General features: G+C 66.2%; 17 protein-coding genes. 11 read left to right on the top strand and 6 right to left on the bottom strand.

Annotated elements, in window-relative coordinates; translation table 11 throughout:
- Positions 1-25: 25 nt before the first annotated feature.
- Complete coding sequence (locus ACFWB0_RS22780; RefSeq protein ID WP_378492669.1) at positions 26-1,222, bottom strand: MaoC family dehydratase N-terminal domain-containing protein; 1,197 nt, start codon at positions 1,220-1,222, stop codon at positions 26-28.
- A gap of 13 nt (positions 1,223-1,235) precedes the next feature.
- The gene (locus ACFWB0_RS22775) at positions 1,236-2,219 is read right to left on the bottom strand and encodes an MDR family oxidoreductase (protein ID WP_378492668.1); all 984 of its coding nucleotides are present in this window, start codon (positions 2,217-2,219) and stop codon (positions 1,236-1,238) included.
- A 259-nt stretch (positions 2,220-2,478) separates the two neighbouring features.
- Between ACFWB0_RS22775 and ACFWB0_RS22770 the strand changes: the two genes are divergently transcribed.
- Positions 2,479-4,053, top strand: a complete 1,575-nt coding sequence (locus ACFWB0_RS22770; protein ID WP_378492667.1) for an ABC transporter substrate-binding protein — start codon at positions 2,479-2,481, stop codon at positions 4,051-4,053.
- A 200-nt stretch (positions 4,054-4,253) separates the two neighbouring features.
- Here ACFWB0_RS22770 and ACFWB0_RS22765 read toward each other — a convergent pair whose 3' ends face one another.
- On the bottom strand, positions 4,254-5,030 hold the full coding sequence (locus tag ACFWB0_RS22765; protein ID WP_378492666.1) for an SDR family NAD(P)-dependent oxidoreductase: 777 nt from the start codon (positions 5,028-5,030) through the stop codon (positions 4,254-4,256).
- A 67-nt stretch (positions 5,031-5,097) separates the two neighbouring features.
- Positions 5,098-6,609: a class I adenylate-forming enzyme family protein gene (locus ACFWB0_RS22760; RefSeq protein WP_378492665.1), complete on the bottom strand. Its 1,512-nt coding sequence runs from the start codon at positions 6,607-6,609 to the stop codon at positions 5,098-5,100.
- A gap of 102 nt (positions 6,610-6,711) precedes the next feature.
- Between ACFWB0_RS22760 and ACFWB0_RS22755 the strand changes: the two genes are divergently transcribed.
- From ACFWB0_RS22755 to ACFWB0_RS22745, 3 genes are read left to right on the top strand one after another with little or no spacing between them, the layout of a single operon-like run.
- Positions 6,712-7,938, top strand: a complete 1,227-nt coding sequence (locus ACFWB0_RS22755) for a CaiB/BaiF CoA transferase family protein (protein WP_378492664.1) — start codon at positions 6,712-6,714, stop codon at positions 7,936-7,938.
- Entirely contained in the window at positions 7,935-9,203 is a 1,269-nt protein-coding gene (locus ACFWB0_RS22750) for an acetyl-CoA hydrolase/transferase family protein (protein WP_378492663.1), read from the top strand. The genes ACFWB0_RS22755 and ACFWB0_RS22750 overlap by 4 nt, the downstream gene beginning before the upstream one ends.
- Entirely contained in the window at positions 9,203-9,970 is a 768-nt protein-coding gene (locus tag ACFWB0_RS22745; RefSeq protein WP_378492662.1) for an enoyl-CoA hydratase/isomerase family protein, read from the top strand. Before ACFWB0_RS22750 ends, ACFWB0_RS22745 begins: the two co-directional genes overlap by 1 nt.
- Before the next feature lie 95 nt (positions 9,971-10,065).
- On the opposite strand, the gene ACFWB0_RS22740 is transcribed toward ACFWB0_RS22745, so the two are convergent.
- Positions 10,066-10,311, bottom strand: coding sequence for a DUF2631 domain-containing protein (locus tag ACFWB0_RS22740; protein ID WP_378492661.1), 246 nt, complete (start codon positions 10,309-10,311; stop codon positions 10,066-10,068).
- 149 nt (positions 10,312-10,460) lie between these two features.
- On the opposite strand from ACFWB0_RS22740, the gene dxr reads away from it, so the two are divergent.
- From dxr to ACFWB0_RS22715, 5 genes are all read left to right on the top strand, one after another.
- Entirely contained in the window at positions 10,461-11,621 is a 1,161-nt protein-coding gene (dxr, locus tag ACFWB0_RS22735) for a 1-deoxy-D-xylulose-5-phosphate reductoisomerase (RefSeq protein WP_378492660.1), read from the top strand.
- 15 nt (positions 11,622-11,636) lie between these two features.
- Positions 11,637-12,854, top strand: a complete 1,218-nt coding sequence (locus tag ACFWB0_RS22730) for a M50 family metallopeptidase (protein ID WP_378492659.1) — start codon at positions 11,637-11,639, stop codon at positions 12,852-12,854.
- A gap of 45 nt (positions 12,855-12,899) precedes the next feature.
- A complete protein-coding gene (gene ispG / locus ACFWB0_RS22725) occupies positions 12,900-14,051 on the top strand; it encodes a flavodoxin-dependent (E)-4-hydroxy-3-methylbut-2-enyl-diphosphate synthase (RefSeq protein ID WP_378492658.1) in 1,152 nt (383 codons plus the stop codon).
- Positions 14,052-14,174: 123 nt separating this feature from the next.
- Positions 14,175-15,011 carry a GNAT family N-acetyltransferase gene (locus tag ACFWB0_RS22720; RefSeq protein WP_378492657.1) on the top strand — a complete coding sequence of 279 codons (837 nt, stop codon included), beginning with the start codon at positions 14,175-14,177 and terminating at the stop codon, positions 15,009-15,011.
- Positions 15,012-15,126: 115 nt separating this feature from the next.
- Positions 15,127-16,962 (top strand): penicillin-binding transpeptidase domain-containing protein, encoded by a 1,836-nt coding sequence (locus ACFWB0_RS22715; RefSeq protein WP_378492656.1) that lies wholly within the window; start codon positions 15,127-15,129, stop codon positions 16,960-16,962.
- Positions 16,963-16,987: 25 nt separating this feature from the next.
- On the opposite strand, the gene ACFWB0_RS22710 is transcribed toward ACFWB0_RS22715, so the two are convergent.
- On the bottom strand, positions 16,988-17,845 hold the full coding sequence (locus ACFWB0_RS22710; RefSeq protein WP_378492655.1) for a response regulator transcription factor: 858 nt from the start codon (positions 17,843-17,845) through the stop codon (positions 16,988-16,990).
- A gap of 114 nt (positions 17,846-17,959) precedes the next feature.
- Here ACFWB0_RS22710 and ACFWB0_RS22705 point away from each other — a divergent pair, with 114 nt between their 5' ends.
- Positions 17,960-19,585 (top strand): AMP-binding protein, encoded by a 1,626-nt coding sequence (locus ACFWB0_RS22705; RefSeq protein WP_378492654.1) that lies wholly within the window; start codon positions 17,960-17,962, stop codon positions 19,583-19,585.
- Positions 19,586-19,621: 36 nt separating this feature from the next.
- Complete coding sequence (gene map / locus ACFWB0_RS22700) at positions 19,622-20,479, top strand: type I methionyl aminopeptidase (protein ID WP_378492653.1); 858 nt, start codon at positions 19,622-19,624, stop codon at positions 20,477-20,479.
- Positions 20,480-20,821 lie beyond the last annotated feature (342 nt).

Raw genomic sequence — 20,821 nt, 5'->3', positions numbered from 1 at the left:
ACTTCCTGTTGTCTGCGCGGTGCCGTTACAACGGCAGTTCGACCTCGGCGAGGGAGGACACGAGGACGGTGCCGTCCTGGTTGGTCAGCCGGATCTTGACCTGGACGAGCGGTACGCCCCAGGTCGACATGGGCTCCTTGTCGACGATCTCGGCGTCGAAGTACGTGACGTCGCCTTCGAAGGCCGGACCGCGGAAGTCGGACTTGATGTGTCGCACCATGCCATCGAGGCCCGCCCAGTTGGCGAGATAGTCGGTGCACCAGGCGCCCATTGTGGCGCCGTATCCGTAGGCACGTGCCATGCCGACTTCGCCGGCCTTCTCCTCGTCGATGTGTCCGCGTGAGGGGCCGACGTAGAGACCGTCGCGCTTCCGCGGATCAATCTTGGCACCTTCCTCGTCGAAGCCGAAACCTTCGACCCAGCCCGGATCCTGGTAGACCCACGGATCCTCGATGCCTTCGGGTGCCACCCACCCGAACGTGCCCCAGATGTTGAAGAGGAACGCGCGGTACTCGGTGGTGAACGAGGCGATGGTGTGAGGCCCGAGGACACGTCGGGGCAGTGTGTCGCCGATCTTGACCTCTTCGAAACGCGGAGAGAGTCCGGACCGGGTGGTCAGGAGCCATTCGTAGCGGAGGTTCTCGACCTCGACCAGTTCGGCGTTGGTCCACTTCTTCTTCTCACCGAGCTGATTCTCGTACATCCCGCGCTTGGTGGCCTCGGCGGAGAGGTAGCGGATCGCGGTGGAACGCTCCTTGGCGACGAGCACACCGTTCTGATTCTTGTGGACGGTGTCGCCGCGCGAGAACATGGTGGGTCCGGCGAATTTCGTCTCGGTCACCTTGTAGTCGTGGAATCGCCGCTCCTGGAACAGCTTGTCGCCGGGGCGAACCGGGCAGCCGTAGAACCACCATTCCTCGCCGCCGAAGATGAGATGGCTCTCGGGGATGTAACCCACGCACGCCGGTGCCGCACCGTGGCCGTAATCCAATCCCACCGCGATCGATTGCGGGGCGACGATGCCGCCGTATCGCGACTTGCGCGCGAACTCCTCGTCCCAGTGGAGAGGGTTGGGGTTGTCCATCGCCATCACCCACCGGCGGATGTCGGAGGCGCTGCACGGATCCCACAGCTGACCGCCGCCGACGGGTTTACCGACGCGATGGTCGACGTCGGACAGGTCGAGTTCGACAGGGCTGGTGTCTTCGGACTTCTTCGTCACTGGTGCGCTCCTATTATCGATTGACGTCGACGACGATGCGGCCGCGCACCGTGCCGTCCATGAGCTGGTTCGCCGCGGTGATCGCCTCCTCCAGCGACACCTCCTGAGTGATCGCCTCGAGCGTGCTCGCCTCGAGGTCGCGGGACAGGCGGGCCCATGCGGTCAGGCGCCGTTCGCGTGGCGCCATCACGCTGTCGATCCCGAGCAGCGACACCCCGCGAAGGATGAAGGGGGCCACCGAGGCCGGAAAATCCATGCCCTGCGCCAGGCCGCACGCAGCGACGGCACCGCCGTAGCGGGTCTGCGCGCACGCGTTGGCGAGGGTGTGGCTGCCTGCGGTGTCGACGACGCCAGCCCACCGCTCCTTCTGCATGGGTTTTCCGGCGGCAGAGAGTTCTGCGCGGTCGATGACGGTGGAGGCGCCCAGTTGCTGAAGGTATTCGGCCTCGGCCGTCTTGCCGGTTGCGGCGGCCACCGTGAACCCGGCCTTCGTCAGCAGAGCGATCGCGACGCTGCCGACACCGCCCGTTGCGCCGGTGACCAGGATTTCGCCCTGATCGGGGGTCACCCCGGAGTTCACCAGCGCATCGACGCAGAGGCTTGCCGTGTACCCGGCCGTGCCGATCGACATCGCTTGCCGTGCAGTGAAGGCGTCGGGTAGGGGGATCAGCCAGTCGCCCTTCAGGCGGGCCTTCTGGGCCAAACCGCCCCAGTGGGTCTCGCCGACGCCCCAGCCGTTGAGGACGACACGGTCGCCGGCCTTCCACTCCGGGTGGGAGCTGTCGGAGACGACGCCGGCCACGTCGATGCCGGGAACCATCGGAAATGTGCGCACCACAGGGGATTTGCCGGTGATGGCCAGTGCGTCCTTGAAGTTGAGTGTGGAATATTCCACATCGACGGTCACGTCCCCTTCGGGGAGAGCCGATTCTTCGATACTTGTGCGCGTCACCGTCTGTCCGGCTTCGCCCTTCTCGATTACTACTGCCGAAAACATCAGAAATCGAATTCCTTCCTCAGCCCACCCGGGCACGTACGGAGGTTGCGCTCGGTTCGCACGTTACTTCAATCATTACAAGGATGGCAATACTTGAATGTTGGCGTGGGAATGGTGATACTTCCTGTGATCGACGTCACGACCGGATGTCTCGGCTGTCGGGGTCGTCGATTTTTGTACGCCGATATCCGATGCCGTACCCCGACCTCCGTTCGTCCGCGGGCTCCGCCCTGAGGCGACTCCATTCTTGTGAGAGGCCATGATGTTTCGACACAGACGTGTACTGTCAGCAGCCGCAGCTGCGTTCGCTGCCGTCCTCCTCCTGAGCTCGTGCGGCGACTCGGGTTCGGACGGCGCAACCGCGCCGAGCGAATCGGGAGACCCGGTCGCGGGAGGCACGCTCGAGGTGCTGCAGACCGGTGAACCGCGGTCGCTCGATCCCGCAGCGTTGACCAACTACTGGGCATTCCAGCCCACACTCGGCAATGCGCTGTACGGCACCTTGATGGTCAACGATGTCGAGACCCTCGAAATCGAATACAAGATGGCCACCGAGTTCTCGACCACCGACGGTGGCAAGACCTTCACCTTGAAGCTTCAGCCCGACCTCGTCTTCACCGACGGCACACCGCTCGACGCTGCCGCGGTGAAGTACAACTGGGATCGTCTGACCGATCCGGCGCTGGGATCCACTTCGGGACGGTGGGCAGCGCAGATCGCCGAGACGCGGGTCGAGGATCCGACCACGCTCACCGTCGTGATGAGGTCGGAGAACCCGCACTACGCCCAGTCGGTCGTGGGGAGTTCGCTGAACTGGATCGCGTCCCCCGCAGCCCTCGAACAGGGGCAGGCGGCATTCGACGAGAACCCGATCGGTGCAGGACCGTTCACCTTGGAATCGTGGGCACGTCAGGACGCCGTCACACTGATCAAGAACCCGGGCTACTGGGACGCGCCCAAACCGCATCTGGACAGCATGACGATCCGTACGGTGAGCGACACCAACCAGCGCGTGAACGCGATGTCCACCGGAGCAGCAGATCTCGCGTCGGAGACGAACTGGGAGAGCATCGACAAGCTCGAGGATGCAGGTCTGAACGCCGAGGTCGTCGCGACCGGTGGCGGTCAGTTCATGGGAATGAACTTCCGGCGTGCGCCGTTCGACGACGAGCGTGCGCGTCGCGCAGTGGCCCTCGCCGTCGACCTCGGAGCCATCAACATTGCGGTCTACAACGACATGGGTGAGGTTCCGGCAACGCTCTTCGCCGAGAGCTCGCCGTTCTTCACCGACGTCCCGCTCAAGGAGACCGACCCCGAGACCGCGCAGAAGCTGTTCGACGAACTCGCCGCCGAGGGTAAGCCGGTGTCGTTCTCGTTCCTGTCGTACCCGACCACCGAGAGCAGAACACTCGGCGAAGCTTTGCAGGCACAACTCAGCGCCTTCGACAACGTCGAGGTGAAGGTCGACGTTGTCGACTACGCGCAGGCGATAGCCCGGACGGGGTCCCATGACTTCGACATGCTTATTTCCTCGGCCATTGTCCAGGACCCCGACTCGCCGTTGTGGTTGGCTTTCCACAGTGCTTCGGCAGGCAACAACGTAGGGGTGTCCGACCCGGAGCTCGATGCCGCGCTCGACGCCGGCCGCATCTCGGAGAACGTCGATGAGCGCAAGCCCGCGTACAACACGGTGCAGGAGCGTCTGACCGAACTCGTCCCGGGCATCTGGTACTACCGCGCCGTTCCCGGTGTGGTGTGGGCCGACAACGTGCACGGCGTCGAGTTGTACGCGCTCGGGTCGCCGTTGCCCGAGGAAATCTGGGTCACCGAATAGGCCCGACCGCGAATCTCGGAAGTACCTGCTGCGGATACCGGCCCGGACGGGCTGCTATCCGCAGCAGGCCGGATAGGGATTGTCGAGCCAGTCGATCGAGAATCTGGGTAGTGCGGGCTTCCCGCGAGCCCGTTAGCCATGCGCGAATGCAATTGCATACGTGGGAAGCTGGTGGGCGCGCGGGAAGCTCCGCGCTGAGCCTATCGCGCCGTCCAACCACCGTCGACAACGATGGTCTGGCCCGTGACATAGCTTCCCGAGTCGCCCGCCAGCCACACGACGGCGCCGACGATGTCGTCGGGTGTGCCTTCCTTCGGGAGCGGGGTGTTGCGGCGCAGATACTCGGTTGCGCGTTCGCTTTCGTAGAGCGGACCGGTGATCTCGCTGCGGAAGAACCCCGGCGCGACGGTGTTCACCCGGATCGAATGCCGTGCCCACTGCACGGCCAGTTCGGAGGTGAGGCCGGATAGCCCGAGTTTGCTTGCAGCATAGGATGCCTGGGGAATGCCGGGGACACCCACGCGGCCGCTGATCGACGAGATGTTGATGATCGAGCCCCGCCCGATGGCCAGCATGTGTGGAAAGGAGTCCTGAGCGAGCCGGAACGGGGCCAGCAGATTGAGGTCCACGGTGCGCCGCATCGCGTCGAGCGGTTCGTCCTCGGCACGCTCTTCGGTGAACATGCTGCCCGCGCCGTTGACCAGAATTTCCGGCGGACCGAGAAGCTCGACCACGGCCGGTACGACAGTGCCGACCTGATCGAGATCCGACAGGTCGCACGCGACCGCGACACCCCCGATCCGCTCCGCGAGCTCTTCGAGCCGATCTTTACGGCGGGCCACCACCGCGACCCGTGCACCCAGGGAGGCGAGGGTCTCGGCCACTGTGGCGCCGAGGCCCGATGACGCGCCGGTCACGATCGCAACCCGGCCGTCGAGGCCGAACATTCGTGCGGCGGTATCTCGGTTCAACGCCACAGGGAGTCTCCTTGGGTCGGGTGCAGGACGAATTCTTGCAGAGGGGCAGGGGCTGAGGGCGGGGCCTTCAGATCGCGTCGGACCGACGATGCGTGTCGATGAGATCGGGGAGTCCGGCGCGCTGGATCTTGCCCATCGCATTGACGGGCAGGGCGTCCACCCGGGTCCAGACCTCGGGAACCTTGTATGGCGAGAGCTCGCGGCGACATAGTTCGGTGAGCGAATCGAAATCAGGGTGCTCGAGCGGGCTTTCGATCACCGCGGCGACTCGTTGCCCGAGTCGGTCGTCGGGGATCGGATACACGGCGACCTTCGCGACGTCCGGGTGGGTACCGATGACCCGTTCGACTTCGAGAGGGTAGACGTTGGCGCCGCCCCGGATGATGACGAGTTTCTTGCGGTCCAGCACGGTCAGACTGCCGTGCTCGTCGACGGTTCCGATATCGCCGGTGGCAACGGGTCCGGGCTCGGGCGGGCGAATGGCGCCGTTCTCGAGATATCCGAGCAATGGTGTCCACACATTCGCCCACGGGCCGGTGCTCGCCGCGGTCAGTCGCAGCTCACCCAGCTCACCAGGGGGGAGGCGTTGACCCGCGTCGTCGTAGGCGGCCACATCGAGATGTGGGAGGACCGTTCCGCTGGAGCGTGGCTGCCACTCGTCACCGTCGGGGTCGATCGACACGACGGTGGGTGCCTCGGTCAGGCCGTAGGTGACGCGGGGATTCAGCTGGTGTGCGTCGGCGAACGCTCGGCGCAATGCATCGGGGGTGTCGCTGCCGCCGCTCCAGACCTCGCGGAGCGAGCCGAGGTCGAGGTCTGGACGCGCGGCGAGGTCGTAGAGCTGCGCGGGAGCACCGTTCCACACGGTGACCTTCCTCGTGGTGATCCACTCGGAGACGCCCTCGAGATCGCGTCGGTTCATCACCACCGCGCATCCGCCTGCCTGCGCGGTGAGCAGGGTGGACAGGACCATGAGGTTGAGGATTGTGAACGGGAAGCTGTCGCCCTTGCGCAGATTCGGGCCGTACCCCCGGGTGGCGACGAGGACCGCGCCGGGCAACAGGAGATTGCGCTGGCTGTGGACCACTGCCTTGGGCGTGCCGGAAGTACCGCTGGTGAAGGCGATTCCAGCGGGCGCATCGATGTCGAGTTCGAGCGCGGGTGCGTGGTCTCCGCGGTCGATCAGTTCCGCCCACCTTCCCGGATCCACGCGGCCGGGGGTGTTCAGTGCGAAGTGTTCACCGGCGAGAACCACCGTCGGGGTGCAGAGGTCGTGGAGGTGCTGTTGCTCGGCGGCGGGGAGGGCTTCGCCGATGCCGGCCCATACCGCTCCGATTCGTTGTGTGCCGTGGAAGGCCGCCACGATGTCCAGATCGTTGGGGAGGCATGCCGCGACGCGGTCGCCGGGGCGTACGCCGAGCGACCACAGTGCGCCGGCGGCGCGTCGGGCCCTGTCGTCGAGTTCCGAGTACGACCAGATGCCCGAGGCGGCTTCGACGGCAGGCGCATCCGGGCGTTCCGCGAGCGACGCGTCGAGGACCTTGTCGATCGTTGCCGGGATGGCGTTGTTTTCGTCCACCCACCAGTCATACCACTATCCTTGTAAAGATTCATCTGATAGTTTTGCTCGACCCGGAGGGATGCGCATCCGGGACTTCCGACCGACGCAGCGAGGTTGTCGATGAAACACCCAGGCCCCTTGTCCGGAGTGCGTGTCGTCGATCTGACGGCGATGGTGATGGGTCCCTATTGCACCCAGATCATGGCGGATATGGGAGCCGACGTCGTCAAGATCGAACCGCCGGCCGGCGACAACACTCGATACATCTCGGTCGGACCGGAACCGGGCATGGGCGGCGTCTTCGTCAACGTCAACCGCGGCAAGCGCAGCGTCGTCCTCGACCTTCGATCCGACGAGGGTGCGGCGACCCTGCGCGAACTGATCGCCGACGCCGACGTGTTCATCCACTCGATGCGCGCTACCGCGATCGTCCGCCTCGGATTCGGGTACGACGAGGTGGCAGCACTCAATCCTTCGATCGTGTACACGAATTGCTACGGTTACGGCCGCGGCGGTCCCGACTCGAATCTCACCGCGTACGACGACACCATCCAGGCGGAATGCGGGCTGCCGTCCGTGCAGGAGCAGTTGACCGGCGAATCCGGCTATGTCGGTACAATCATCGCCGACAAGGTAGCCGGACTGACCGCGCTGTACGCCACCATGATGGCGCTCTTCCATCGTGAACGGACGGGCGAGGGCCAAGAGGTCGAGGTCGCCATGTTCGAAACCATGGCGGCCTTCATGCTCGTCGAACACGGCAACGGGGCGATGTTCACGCCGCCGCTGGGCCCGGCGGTGTATCCCCGCGTGGTGGCCCCCAATCGGAAGCCGTATCGCACCAAGGACGGCCGGATCGCGGCCCTCGTCTACAACGACAAGCAATGGGCCGCATTCGTCGACGCCGTGAATCCACCCTGGGCCGGCGAACATTTTGCGACGCTCGCTCAGCGCGCCGTCCGCATCGACGAGGTCTACCAGCTCCTCGCCGAGACTTTCCTCGAACGCACGACGCAGGACTGGCTCGACCTGCTGCGCTCCCACGACATCCCTGCCGCTCCCGTCCGCACGCTCGACGAGCTGTTCGAGAACCCTCACCTCGAGGAGGTGGGATTCTTCGAGGAGGTCGAATCGCCGTATGGTGCGGTGCGATTCCCCGGCCCCCCGGCCTGGTTCTCGCGCACACCCGGACGCATCTCGGGGCCCGCGCCCAGGCTCGGCGCGGATACCGACGAGGTCATCGGCGGCCTGCGTGTTCCCGCCGCGGCGAGCCGCGAAATTCACACCGCGGCGAGCCGCGATAATCACACCGCGGCGAGCCGCGAGACCATCGAGCGTGACGCGTGAATGTCCTTGCTGCACCGGACATCGACGTCCGCGAATTCCTACGCCCCGGCGACCGCATCGTCATCGGGCAGGCCTGCGGCGAACCCACGACCCTCATCGAAGCCCTCATCGCGCAGGGCGACGAGATCGGCGGCTTGACGGCGTTCGTCGCGACCAGTTTCTCCGGGATCTTCCGCCCTGAGACGGCGGACAGTGTCAGGTTGTCGAGTATGGGTGCGATCGGCGCGCTGCGGTCGATGACGAAGGCTCAGTGCCTCGACGTCATTCCGTGCCACGTCAGCCAGGTCGGGCCGATGATCGAATCCGGGGTCCTCGGGTGCGATGTGGCTTTCGTTCAGGTGAGTGAAGCCGACGCGGACGGGAACCACAGCTACGGATTGATCAGCGACTATGTGCAGGCTGCGGTGGACACGGCACGTGTCGTGGTCGCGGAGGTCAACGATCAGGTGCCGTTCACACGAGGCCTGATGCTTCCCGCGTCGAAGATCGACTACGCCGTGCACACCTCACGGCCGCCGGTCGAAGCGCCCCCGGCCCGCATCGGCGACATCGACGCGGCCATCGCGCGACACGCCGCCGACTACATCGGTGACGGTTCCGTCATCCAGATGGGAGTCGGCGCGGTCCCCGACGCGTTGCTACGTCTGTTGGTCGACCGCAAGGATCTCGGCGTCCATTCCGGGATGCTGGGGGACGGCCTCGTCGATCTCGTCGAAGCGGGTGCAGTGACCAACGCGCGCAAGCGGATCGACCAGGGTGTGTCCATCACCGGTGCGCTCATCGGCACCCGGCGACTCTACGATTTCGCGCGCGACAACCCGCAGATCAGGATGTGCCCCACCTCGTATACCCACGACGCGGCGGTGCTCGCGCAATTGGATCGGCTCGTCACGATCAACTCGGCGATGGAGGTGGACCTGACCGGTCAGGTCAACGCGGAACAGGTCGGCGACGCCTATCTCGGTGGGACCGGAGGTCAGGTGGACTTCGTGCGCGCGGGATCACGGTCTCGGGGCGGCCACGCCATCATGGCCCTGCCTGCCACCGCGAAGCGTGGCACGCTCAGCCGGATCACCGCGACCTTGTCGGGCCCGGTCACCACTGCGCGCAGCGACGTGGACGTGATCGTCACCGAATTCGGTGCGGCAGACCTTCGCGGCCGCTCGCTCGCCGAACGAGCCCGGCGACTGATCGCCATTGCCCACCCCGACTTCAGAGAAGACCTGGCGCGTGACGCCCACACGATCGAAAGGCGAGGATTCTGATGAGCGACGCCGTACTGTTCGATACTCGCGACGACGGCATCGCGATCATCACTCTCAACCGCCCGGAGAAGCGGAACTGCCTCACCAAGGACGTGCGTGAGGGTTTGTACGCCGCCTGGGAACGGTTCGAAACCGACCCGACGCTGCGCGTTGCCGTCCTCACCGGATCGGGCGACAAGGCGTTCTGCGCGGGCGGCGACCTCGAGGAAATGGTGCAGACCGGTATGCGAGTGCCGCCCCGTGACTTGATCCCCGTGCCGTACGACAATGTCGAGCTGACCAAACCGACCATCGCGGCGATCAATGGTGCCGCGTTCGCCGGCGGCTGGCTGATCGCCCAGTCGTGCGACCTGGCCGTGGCGAGTACCACCGCCACCTTCGCGGTCACCGAGGTCAAGGTGGGGAGGAGTTCGCCGTGGGCGGCACCTCTGATCCACATGATCCCGCAGCGGATCATGATGGAGATCCTGCTCACCGGCACACCGATCACGGCGCAGCGCGCCTACGAGATCGGGCTGGTCAACCGGATCTCGGAGCCGGCCACGCTGCTCGACACCGCACTCGAACTCGCGCGTGAGATTCTGGCGGGCGCGCCTCTGTCGGTGAGAGCGGCACGGGAGACGGTGATGCTCGCCACGGAAATGGGCCGGTCGGCAGCGTTGCAGGCCGCGAGACACGCATCCGAACACTGCTACAACAGCGACGACGCCCAGGAAGGTCCGAGGGCGTTCGCCGAGCGGCGCGCGCCCGAGTGGTCGGCGCGCTGACAGGAGCTACTTCGGAGACGACAACACCCGGGGCGCATATTCGTGCACCCCGGGTGTTCGTGTAGTCGCGTCCTTCTCGGACGGGCCCGGCGGATCTACCGGGGCTTACGGCGTCTGAAGATGTCGCGAACCAGGATGAGGATGATCGCGGCCGCGAAGCCGATCAGGTACAGGTTCTCGACCCATCCGCCGTGGTTGCCGATCATCATCAGCAGCAGGAACACTGCGAAGCCCCAACCCAGGGCGCGGAACAGCCGCGGAGCTTCACCGCTCCATCCCCACTCGGCCGACGGCACTTCTGCCGTGTCGACGTGAGTGGACTGCAACTCGGTACCGGCCACCGTTGTTCCTCCTGCTCGCCAGATGCTGGTGTTGCCGCTAATCGTGACATACGACCGTCCGTCGTACGAAGTGGGGGCCGCACTCCGCGCGTCGGATTCGTCCCGGTCCGCCACCGCTTCACGAAACTCTCAGCTGCATCAGGAACAATATGTGCGTGGCCGACACAGAAACCTTTGATCGCACGCGGGTGTTGCTTCTCGGCAGCACCGGCTCCATCGGAACCCAGGCGCTCGAGGTGATCGCCGCGAACCCCGACAAGTTCGAGGTAGTCGGCCTCGCGGCGGGGGGCGGAAAGATCGACCTGCTGCGGGAGCAGATCCGCGCGACCGGTGTCACCGACGTCGCGGTCTCCGATCCGGCCGCGGCTTCCCGACTCGACCTTCCCGTCCGGAGTGGACCGGACGCGGTCACCCGGCTCGTGCAGGAGACCGATGCCGACGTCGTCCTCAATGCATTGGTCGGCTCGCTCGGGCTCGCACCGACACTGGCCGCCCTCTCGACCGGCGCACGACTGGCGCTCGCCAACAAGGAATCGCTCGTCGCGGGCGGGGGACTGGTGACTGCGGCGGCAGCGCCCGGGCAGATCGTGCCCGTGGACTCCGAACACTCCGCGCTCGCACAATGTCTGCGCGGAGGAACCGGCGACGAGGTCGCTCGGCTCGTGCTCACCGCGTCGGGCGGGCCGTTCCGTGGATGGACTGCCGCGCAGCTCGACTCCGTCACCCCGGACCAGGCGGGTGCGCACCCGACGTGGTCGATGGGACCGATGAACACGCTCAACTCTGCGTCGCTCGTCAACAAGGGCCTCGAGCTCATCGAAACGCACCTGCTGTTCGGGATCGACTACGACCGCATCGACGTCACCGTGCACCCGCAGTCGATCGTGCACTCGATGGTCACCTTCGTCGACGGGTCGACCCTCGCGCAGGCGTCGCCTCCGTCGATGAAGCTACCGATCGCGCTGGCGCTCGGCTGGCCCCATCGGGTCGCGGACGCGGCGCCGGCGCTCGACTTCGCGACGGCGTCCACGTGGCATTTCGAGCCCGTCGACAACGATGTATTTCCCGCAATCGAACTTGCCCGGGCGGCCGGGCGGGGCGGCGGTTGCCTGACCGCGGTGTACAACGCGGCCAACGAGGTGGCGGCCGAGGCGTTCTTGGGCGGCGCGCTCTCGTTCCCGCGGATCGTCGGTACTGTGGACGCGGTGCTCAGCGACGCCGACGAGTGGTCGGCCGAACCCGCTACCGTTGACGATGTGCTCGCTGCCGACAGCTGGGCCCGTGAACGGGCCCGCACACTCGTCAAGTAGGAGGATCGGCCACACATGCTGTTCGTATTGGGCGTCGTGCTCTTCGCCCTCGGCATCGCCGTCTCCATCGCCTTGCACGAGGCCGGTCACATGTGGACCGCACAGAAACTCGGGATGAAGGTCCGCCGCTACTACATCGGCTTCGGACCCCGCGTGTTCTCCTTCCGGCGCGGAGAGACCGAATACGGCCTCAAGGCGATCCCGGCCGGCGGATTCTGCGACATCGCCGGGATGACGGCACTCGACGAACTCGCCCCCGATGAGCACGACCGCGCGATGTACAAGCAGAAGACGTGGAAACGCCTGGTCGTCATGTCCGGCGGCATCGCCATGAACTTCCTGCTCGGCATCGTGTTGATCTACGGGCTGGCCGTGAGCTCGGGGCTTCCCAATACGGAGAACCGAGCGGTCGTCGGTGCGCTCGACTGCGCCGCGCCGACTCAGGCGGGGCCACCGGACTACACGCCGTCCGAGTGCTCGGGAACCGGTCCCGCTCAGCAGGCGGGGATCGAGGTCGGCGATGTCATCGTCGCGGTCGATGGCACCCCGGTCGAGACCTTCGGTGATCTCGTCACCGAGACTCAGGCGCTGACCGGCACCGCCGACTTCACCGTCGAACGCGGTGAAGAGACCCTCACCGTCCCCGTCGCGGTGCAGCCGGTGCAGCGCTGGGTGGTCGACCGCACTGTGCCCGATGCAGAGCCCGTGTCGAAGGACGTCGGCGCGATCGGCGTCGGCGGCGAACCGACCATCCTCGAGTACACCCCGTTGTCGGCTATCCCGGCCACCTTCGAGTTCACCGGCTTCCTCGCGGCGCGCACCGCCGAAGCCCTGGTGTCGTTGCCGAGCAAGGTCGCCGACCTGTGGACCGCAGTGACGGGCGGCGAACGGTCCATCGACACACCTGTGAGCGTCGTGGGAGCGAGTGTCATCGGTGGACAGTTCGCCGAACGCGGCATCTGGGAGTCGTTCGTACTGCTGCTCGCGCAGCTGAACTTCTTCCTCGGTGCGTTCAACATGCTGCCGCTGCTGCCCCTCGACGGCGGGCACATGGCTGTCACGATCTACGAGAAGATCCGCAACTGGGCCCGCGGTCTGCGCGGCATGCCGGTCGGTGCGCCCGTCGACTACATGAAACTGTTGCCACTGACCTATGTCGTAGTGGTCATCGGCGGTGCGTTCATGGTGCTCACTCTCACAGCAGACATCGTCAACCCCATCCAGCTGTTCTGACCTGCGCCGGTAGAATCGCGCAGTAGCTACGAAAGAAGGCGAACTGTGACCAGCCCCGTTGGATTGGGCATGCCCGAAATTCCCGCCGTCCTCGCGCCGCGCCGTAAGACGCGACAGCTCATGGTCGGTGGCGTGGGTGTCGGCAGCGACCATCCCATCTCGGTGCAGTCGATGTGCACCACCAAGACCCACGACATCAACGCGACCTTGCAGCAGATCGCAGAACTCACCGCCGCCGGATGCGACATCGTCCGTGTCGCGTGCCCACGGCAGGAGGACGCCGACGCTCTCGCGACCATCGCGAAGAAGAGTCAGATCCCGGTCATCGCCGACATCCATTTCCAGCCCCGATACATCTTCGCTGCGATCGATGCCGGATGTGCCGCGGTGCGCGTCAACCCCGGCAACATCAAGGAGTTCGACGGCCGCGTCGAGGAGGTCGCCAAGGCGGCCGGAGCTGCGGGCATCCCGATCCGCATCGGTGTCAACGCAGGCTCGCTCGACCCGCGGATCATGGCCAAGTACGGCAAGGCCACACCCGAGGCGCTCGTCGAATCGGCACTGTGGGAAGCGGGCCTGTTCGAACAGCACGGCTTCGGTGACATCAAGATCTCCGTCAAACACAACGACCCCGTCGTCATGGTCGAGGCCTACCGTCAGCTCGCGGCTCAGTCCGATTACCCGCTCCACCTCGGCGTCACCGAGGCCGGTCCGGCGTTCCAGGGCACCATCAAATCGGCCGTCGCGTTCGGTGCGCTGCTGTCGGAGGGCATCGGCGACACGATCCGAGTGTCGTTGTCGGCACCACCGGCCGAGGAGATCAAGGTCGGCGGTCAGATCCTGCAGTCGCTGAATCTGCGACCGCGCAAGCTCGAGATCGTTTCGTGCCCGTCGTGCGGTCGCGCCCAGGTCGACGTCTACAAACTTGCCGACGAAGTCACCGCGGGTCTCGAAGGCATGGAGGTCCCGCTGCGTGTCGCGGTGATGGGGTGTGTCGTCAACGGACCCGGCGAAGCACGCGAGGCCGACCTCGGCGTTGCCTCCGGCAACGGCAAGGGACAGATCTTCGTCAAGGGGAAGGTGATCAAGACCGTTCCCGAGGCTCAGATCGTCGAAACCCTCATCGAAGAAGCGATGCGGATCGCGGAGGAGATGGAAGGCACCGGAGCGGGATCTCCGACCGTGTCGATCTCCTGAGAGCAATGGGGCGCGTGTGGCGTCTGTAGTGCTCTCGGACTCGTGGAATGAGACACGATTTCCCCGACGGCGTGACACATGGCACTCTGATTTCGTATCGGCTTGTCGACGGGTGGTGAGCGAGTGCTCAAGCTTCTTGGTGTCCGGTCGCTGGGAGGCCGCGACACGGTCGCGGTACAACGGGTACTCGCCCGCGACCCCGTGGCATCGTGCATGGTTGCCGGGCGCGTGGAGGAGTACGGGCTCGACCACCGCTCGTTCGGCGGTGAGATGTGGAGTCGCGGGGGCCCCGACCAATCGTTGTGTTTCTCGGGCGCGAACCTGATTCCGCTCCTCGGCGATCCGGACGACATCCATGCCTTCGCCGAACGGGCCGCGCGCGGCCCCCGGCTGTGCTCCTCGGTGGTGGGCCGCGCCGAGTACGCACTCCCGATGTGGGAACTGCTGGAGCCGACGTGGGGCCCGCCGCGTGAGGTGCGCGCGGAGCAACCGCTGCTCGTCCTCGACCGCGAGCCCCTCATCGAACCCGATTCACGCGTGCGGCGCGTCCGGCCGGAGGAACTCGACCGGTATCTGCCCGCAGCGATCGCCATGTTCATCGAGGAGGTCGGAATCGATCCGCGGTCCGGCGACGGGGGAGCGAGCTACCGGCGTCGTGTTGCGAGCCTCATCGCTGCCGGGCGTGCCTGGGCGCGATTCGAACGTGGCCGTGTCGTGTTCAAGGCCGAGGTCGGATCGGTGTCGTCGGCCGTGGGACAGATCCAAGGTGTCTGGGTGGACCCGGAACTGCGCGGTCAGGGTCTCGGCACAGCCGGCACCGCCGCGGTCGCCGTGTCGGTCACCGCGAGCGGTCGTCTCCCGAGCCTGTACGTCAACAGCTTCAACGTGCGGGCGCGTGCCGCCTACGCACGTGCAGGCTTCCGCGAGGTGGCCACCTTCTCCACGGTGCTCCTGGACTGAAGAGGCGCTGGACTGAAGAGGCGCCTGGACTGAAGCGGTTCCGCTCCTGAACCGGTGTCGCCGCCGACGCGGCGCCTGAGTCGAATCCCGGCCTCGAGCCCTTACGATTGCGGCGATGAGACCCCGACCCGTTCCGTGGTGCCGTGCCGCGGGGAGATCCGCAGCCGCCGTCACCGCGCTGCTGATGCTCCTCGGGCTCGTTGTCGCCTGCACCCCGCGGCCCGCGGGCCCGGAACCGGCGGCTCAGATCTTCCTGAATGCCTTCGCCGAGCAGGATTTTGCTGCGGCAGCCGCCCACACCGACCGGCCGGACGATGCCGAGGCGTCGCTCATCCAGGTCTGGGACGGACTGCAAGCGGAATCGCTGACGGCGATCACGACGGGAGCCCAGTTCGACGGTGACTCCGCCGTTGTCGACTACAGCTACGAATGGCACCTCCCCAAGGACCGGGTGTGGCAGTACACCGGGCGACTACACATGGGTCGCAGCGGTGAGGAGTGGGTGGTGCGCTGGTCGAAATCCGCGGTGCACCCTCAGCTCGGTGACCGCCAGACGATGTACCTGCGGAGTGAACCTGCACCCCGGGCTCGGGTCAACGAGCATGCGGGAAGCGACGTACTCGTGCCGGGCATCGTGTACGGCATCGCGTTCGACGCATCCCGGAGCTCCGACATTCCGGGTGCCGCACGGTCACTGTCGGCCGCGCTGTCGCAGTTCGACAAGTCCCTGACGGCGCAGTCGATCGCCGAGTCCGTGACGGCTGCGGACGGGCCACGCGCGGTCATGCGCCTTCGTGAAGAGGATTACGACCTCGTCGCCGGTGCACTGTCGTCGATTCCGGGTGTCGTCGTCACCGAACAGGCCGACATGATCCCCACCGATCGTACTTTCGCCCCGGACCTGATCGGTCAGGTCAAGAAGACCGTCATCGACCAGGTCGACGGCACTGCCGGCTGGAATGTGGTGCTGGTCAACCAGTACGGCGTCGAAACGGGTGTGCTCACCGAGACCGCCCCGCAGCCGGTGCCGTCGTTCTCCATCAGCCTCGACCGCCCGATCCAGGTCGCTGCCCAAGCCGCGGTGGACGGCCGTGTCGAACAGGCGATGATGGTCGTCGTCGAGGCCTCGACCGGGGCCGTGCTCGCCGTCGCTCAGAACCAGGCGGCCGACAAGGACGGTCCGGTTGCCCTCATGGGTCAGTACCCGCCGGGCTCGACCTTCAAGATCATCACCTCGGGTGCTGCGATCTCGAGCGGACTTGCGACCCCGGAGACGATGGTGCCGTGTCCCGGCCGGATCACGATCGGCGAACGCAGCGTTCCCAACTACAACGAGTTCGCGCTCGGCACGGTCTCGATGGCCACCGCATTCGCGCGCTCATGCAACACGACCTACGCCAAGCTCGCCTCCGAGATGGAGCCCGACGCACTCACCGTCGCCGCCGCCCAGTTCGGTATCGGCGTCGACTACGACGTGGTGGGCATGCCGACGGACTCGGGCTCCGTGCCGCCCGCAGAGGATCTCGTCGAACGCACCGAGGACGGATTCGGGCAGGGCAAGGTGGTCGTCAGCCCGTTCGGGATGGCGCTCGCCGCGGCGACGGTCTCGAGCGGTCGTACCCCGGTCCCGTACCTCATCCAGGGCAGGGAGACGGTCCGGGAGGGTGAGGCACCGCCGATCTCCGCCGAGGTGGTCGCCGGATTGCGCGACATGATGCGCCTGGTCATCACGAGCGGCACCGCCGACCGGATCCGTGATCAGGGAGACGTGTACGGCAAGACCGGTGAGGCCGAGGTCGAGGGCGGGTCGCACTCGTGGTTCGTCGGCTACCGCGGTGACCTCGCATTCGCGACACTCGTGGTCCGCGGCGGGAGCTCGGACAACGCGGTGGGCGTCACGCGCGACATGTTCGCCGCGCTGCCCGCCGAGTACCGCTCGGACGGAGCATGACCGTAATGCGGTGTGCGCAGCACGGTCAGGGCAGCAGACCCAGCTTTCTCGCGACCGTGACTGCTTCGTGGCGGGAATGCACGTCGAGTTTGTTCATGGTGCTGCGCAGGTAGCTCTTGACGGTCTCGGACCCTACCGCCAAACGCCGGGCGATCTCGGCGTTCGTGCATCCCAATGCCACATAGGACAGGACGTCCGTCTCGCGCGTCGACAACGTGACCTCGGTATCCGACGGCGTGTTCCCCACCAGGGCCGACGCGAGACGGTCGGACAGGGCTCTGAGCTGTTGCTGCACTTCGGCATCGTCGATGTTCTGCGCCAGCGCGCGCAACTCCGCGTGGATCTCGCGCACCTCGGTGGTGGCGACCGGTTCCTTCGTGTCGGAGGTGAGGTAGCCGAGCATCGCGACCCGCCGGTCCACCTCGTCGCGCACCGTGATCTCGCCCGCCAGCCGTGTCGCGGCGTGAACGAATGCGCTCACGGCCCGATCTCCGAACTGAATTCGCTCGCGTACCGCCCCGTACAGCACTGCGCGGGCGACACCGCCGACCACGACCGGCACCGCCAGGATCGACCGCAGCCCCTCACCGAGGACGGGACGGTCGAAGTGGTGGGTGATCGACGACGCACTCCGGTAGTCGGCGACGGTCACGGGACGTGCCTCGTCGAGAGCGCGGCCGCCGAGACCCGCGCGGGGCGGCACGACCACACCCGCCAGACCGTTCGTCCGGGTGCCGAGGAACTCGCTCAGGTGCAGGTGCCCGCTCTTCACCTCACCGGCGAAGACGACAGGCACCTGTGCGTGCGAGGCGGTTCTGCGCAGCTCACTCCGCAGAGCGTCGCCGTCTCGGGGACGAAGCAGGGACGAGGCAGCGGTGGACACGGTCGGCCACCCCTTTCCGGGGGTATCGGGAGATTCCTGTGACAGGGATCATAGGCCGTGTCAGGGTCGAGTGGGCCCGGGCCCTGGACCGATGCGCGACGAGAGGACGGACCGATGGCCGACACGGCGACCCGTGTGCAGGAACTTCTGGACCGCTACGACACAGCCGACGCCACCGCAGCCCGTCTGCTGTGCGACGACCATCCTGCCGACGCGGTGGCATTCACGGTGATCGACGCCGATCTCGGATCGATCGACCTGACGTACGGCCACCTGTCCGAACGGTCGGCGCGGTTCGCGACGGCACTCGCCGATCTCGGTGTGGAACCAGGGGATCACGTGGCGACCCTGATGGGGAAATCTTCGGACCTGGTCGTTGCGCTGCTCGGTATCTGGCGCCGCGGTGCCATCCACGTGCCGTTGTTCACCGCGTTCGCGCCGCCCGCGATCGCATTCAGGCTCGGCGCGAGCGGCGCGAAGGTCGTCGTCGCGGACGGTGATCAGGTGGGCAAGCTCGCTCCCGGCGACGACATCCCCGGCGATGCGTCGTGGCAGGTCATCGTGGCCGGTGAGGGTGAGGGCGTCGGCCTGAACTTCGCGGACCTCGTCGACTCCCACGCCGCCGACGATCCGCGAGGTGCGGCGGTGTCGGTGGGCGGCGACGGAGGGCTCGTCCAGCTCTTCACGTCGGGTACCACCGGCACTCCCAAGGGCGTCCCGGTGCCGGTCAAGGCATTGGCGTCGTTTCACGCCTACCTCGAGTTCGGTCTCGACGTCCGTGAGGACGACGTGTTCTGGAATGCTGCCGATCCGGGTTGGGCATACGGGCTGTACTACGCGCTGCTCGGCCCGCTGGCGGCCGGCCGGCGCAGCCTGTTGCTGCACGCCGGCTTCTCTCCGGCGCTCACCTGGCAGGTTCTCGAGAAATTCGGCGTCACCAACTTCGCGGCAGCACCGACGGTGTATCGGTCGCTTCGCGCCGACTCCGCCCCGCACGCTCGGATCCACCTGCGGCGGGCATCGTCGGCGGGGGAGCCGCTGACCCCCGACGTGCTGGCCTGGTCGCGCGACACGCTCGGTGTGGTGGTGCGCGACCAGTACGGGCAGACCGAGCACGGCATGTTCGTCGTCGATGCGTGGGCCGACGGGCTGCGCGAGGACGTCCCGGAGCGGTCGATGGGTAAGCCACTTCCCGGCTGGAGCTGTTCCGTCCTGCACGACGACAGCGACGACATCGCCGGACCCGGCGAGCTCGGCCGGGTCGCAATCGATGTCCGGAACAGCCCGCTGGTCTGGTTCACGGGATACGTCGACGCACCCGAGAAGACCGCGACCCGATTCACCGACGACGGACGCTGGTACCTCACCGGCGACGCCGGCAAGATCGACGAGAACGGCTTCTACTTCTTCTCGTCGCGCGACGACGACGTCATCATCATGGCCGGCTACCGGATCGGGCCCTTCGACGTCGAATCCGTGCTGGTCATGCATCCTGACGTGGTGGAGGCGGCGGTCGTCGGACTACCCGACGAACTGCGCGGCGAGGTGCTCGAAGCGTTCGTCGTCCTCCGCGACGGAGTGTACGGCGACGATGCGCTCGAAACGGACCTGCAACAGCTGGTGAAGAAGAAGTTCGCCGCACACGCCTATCCGCGTGCCGTCCACTTCGTCCCGCACCTTCCCAAGACTCCGAGCGGCAAGGTGCAGCGGTTCCTGCTGCGGCAGGGCCGGACCACCTGAACGGGACGGTGGGGCGCGGAGACTAACCTGGAGGCCATGTCTACCCGTGCCCCGCTCGTCCCCGGAACCCCGACCCCGATCCGTGAGGTCCCCAAGTCCATCGAGCGCCCCGAGTACGTCTGGAAGCCCACGGCGAACGAGGGCAACGAGCCGTGGGTGCAGACACCCGAGACGATCGAGAAGATGCGCATCGCGTCGAAGATCGCGGCGCAGGCGCTCGTCGAGGCGGGTAATGCTGTGGCTCCGGGGGTGACGACCGACGAGATCGATCGCATCGCGCACGAGTTCATGTGCGATCACGGGTCGTACCCGTCCGATCTGGGTTACCGCGGATTCTCGAAGTCGGTGTGCGTGTCGCTCAACGAAGTGATCTGCCACGGAATTCCGGACACCACCGTGATCGAGGACGGCGACATCGTCAACATCGATGTGACCGCCTACATCCACGGTGTGCACGGCGACACCAATGCGACCTTCCTTGCGGGTGATGTGTCGGAGGAGGCGCGCCTGCTCGTCGAACGCACCCGCGAAGCGACGATGCGCGCGATCAAGGCGGTCAAGCCCGGCCGGGCGCTGAACGTCATCGGCCGGGTCATCGAGTCGTACGCCAATCGGTTCGGTTACGGCGTGGTGCGCGACTTCACCGGTCACGGAATCGGCGAGACCTTCCACAACGGCCTGGTGATCCTGCACTACGACCGCCCCGACATCGACACGATCCTCGAACCGGGCATGGTGTTCACGATCGAGCCGATGATCAATCTCGGCACGCCCGACTACGACATCTGGGACGACGGATGGACCGTGGTCACCAAGGACCGCAAGTGGAGCGCTCAGTTCGAGCACACACTCGTCGTCACCGACACCGGAAGCGAGATCCTTACCCTCCCCTGACTGTCCATTGCTGTCCCCGTCCGTGTGCGCGGACGAGTGGGGTGTCAACTGTTCGCCATATCGAGTAAGTTTGCGTTATTTGATGTAGTTTTATGTATGTGAGGTTGAAGGAGTGGGCTGCGGGTCAGGGGGTTTCGTACCGGACCGCGTTGAACTGGTTTCATGCTGGGACGTTGCCTGTGTCTGCTCGTCAGCTTCCGACCGGGACGATCCTGATCGACCCTCCTGTCGCTGCGACGGATGGTGTGGCGGTGGCGTATTGCAGGGTGTCGTCGTCGGATCAGCGGGCGGATCTGGAACGGCAGGCGGGTCGGGTGGCCGAGCGGTGCGGTGAGCGCGGGA

The organism is Rhodococcus sp. NPDC060086, assembly GCF_042730275.1.
Lineage (GTDB): Bacteria > Actinomycetota > Actinomycetes > Mycobacteriales > Mycobacteriaceae > Rhodococcus.
The sequence above is the reverse complement of the archived record's forward strand: the minus strand, read 5'-3'. Positions and strand labels throughout refer to the sequence as shown.

Excerpts from the sequence above, each read along its gene's own strand:
- ACFWB0_RS22775 (WP_378492668.1), bottom strand. The coding sequence starts at position 2,219 with ATGTTTTCGGCAGTAGTAATCGAGAAGGGCGAAGCCGGACAGACGGTG.
- ACFWB0_RS22770 (WP_378492667.1), top strand. The coding sequence starts at position 2,479 with ATGATGTTTCGACACAGACGTGTACTGTCAGCAGCCGCAGCTGCGTTC.
- ACFWB0_RS22755 (WP_378492664.1), top strand. The coding sequence starts at position 6,712 with ATGAAACACCCAGGCCCCTTGTCCGGAGTGCGTGTCGTCGATCTGACG.
- ACFWB0_RS22745 (WP_378492662.1), top strand. The coding sequence starts at position 9,203 with ATGAGCGACGCCGTACTGTTCGATACTCGCGACGACGGCATCGCGATC.
- dxr (WP_378492660.1), top strand. The coding sequence starts at position 10,461 with ATGTGCGTGGCCGACACAGAAACCTTTGATCGCACGCGGGTGTTGCTT.
- ACFWB0_RS22730 (WP_378492659.1), top strand. The coding sequence starts at position 11,637 with ATGCTGTTCGTATTGGGCGTCGTGCTCTTCGCCCTCGGCATCGCCGTC.
- ACFWB0_RS22715 (WP_378492656.1), top strand. The coding sequence starts at position 15,127 with ATGAGACCCCGACCCGTTCCGTGGTGCCGTGCCGCGGGGAGATCCGCA.
- ACFWB0_RS22705 (WP_378492654.1), top strand. The coding sequence starts at position 17,960 with ATGGCCGACACGGCGACCCGTGTGCAGGAACTTCTGGACCGCTACGAC.
- map (WP_378492653.1), top strand. The coding sequence starts at position 19,622 with ATGTCTACCCGTGCCCCGCTCGTCCCCGGAACCCCGACCCCGATCCGT.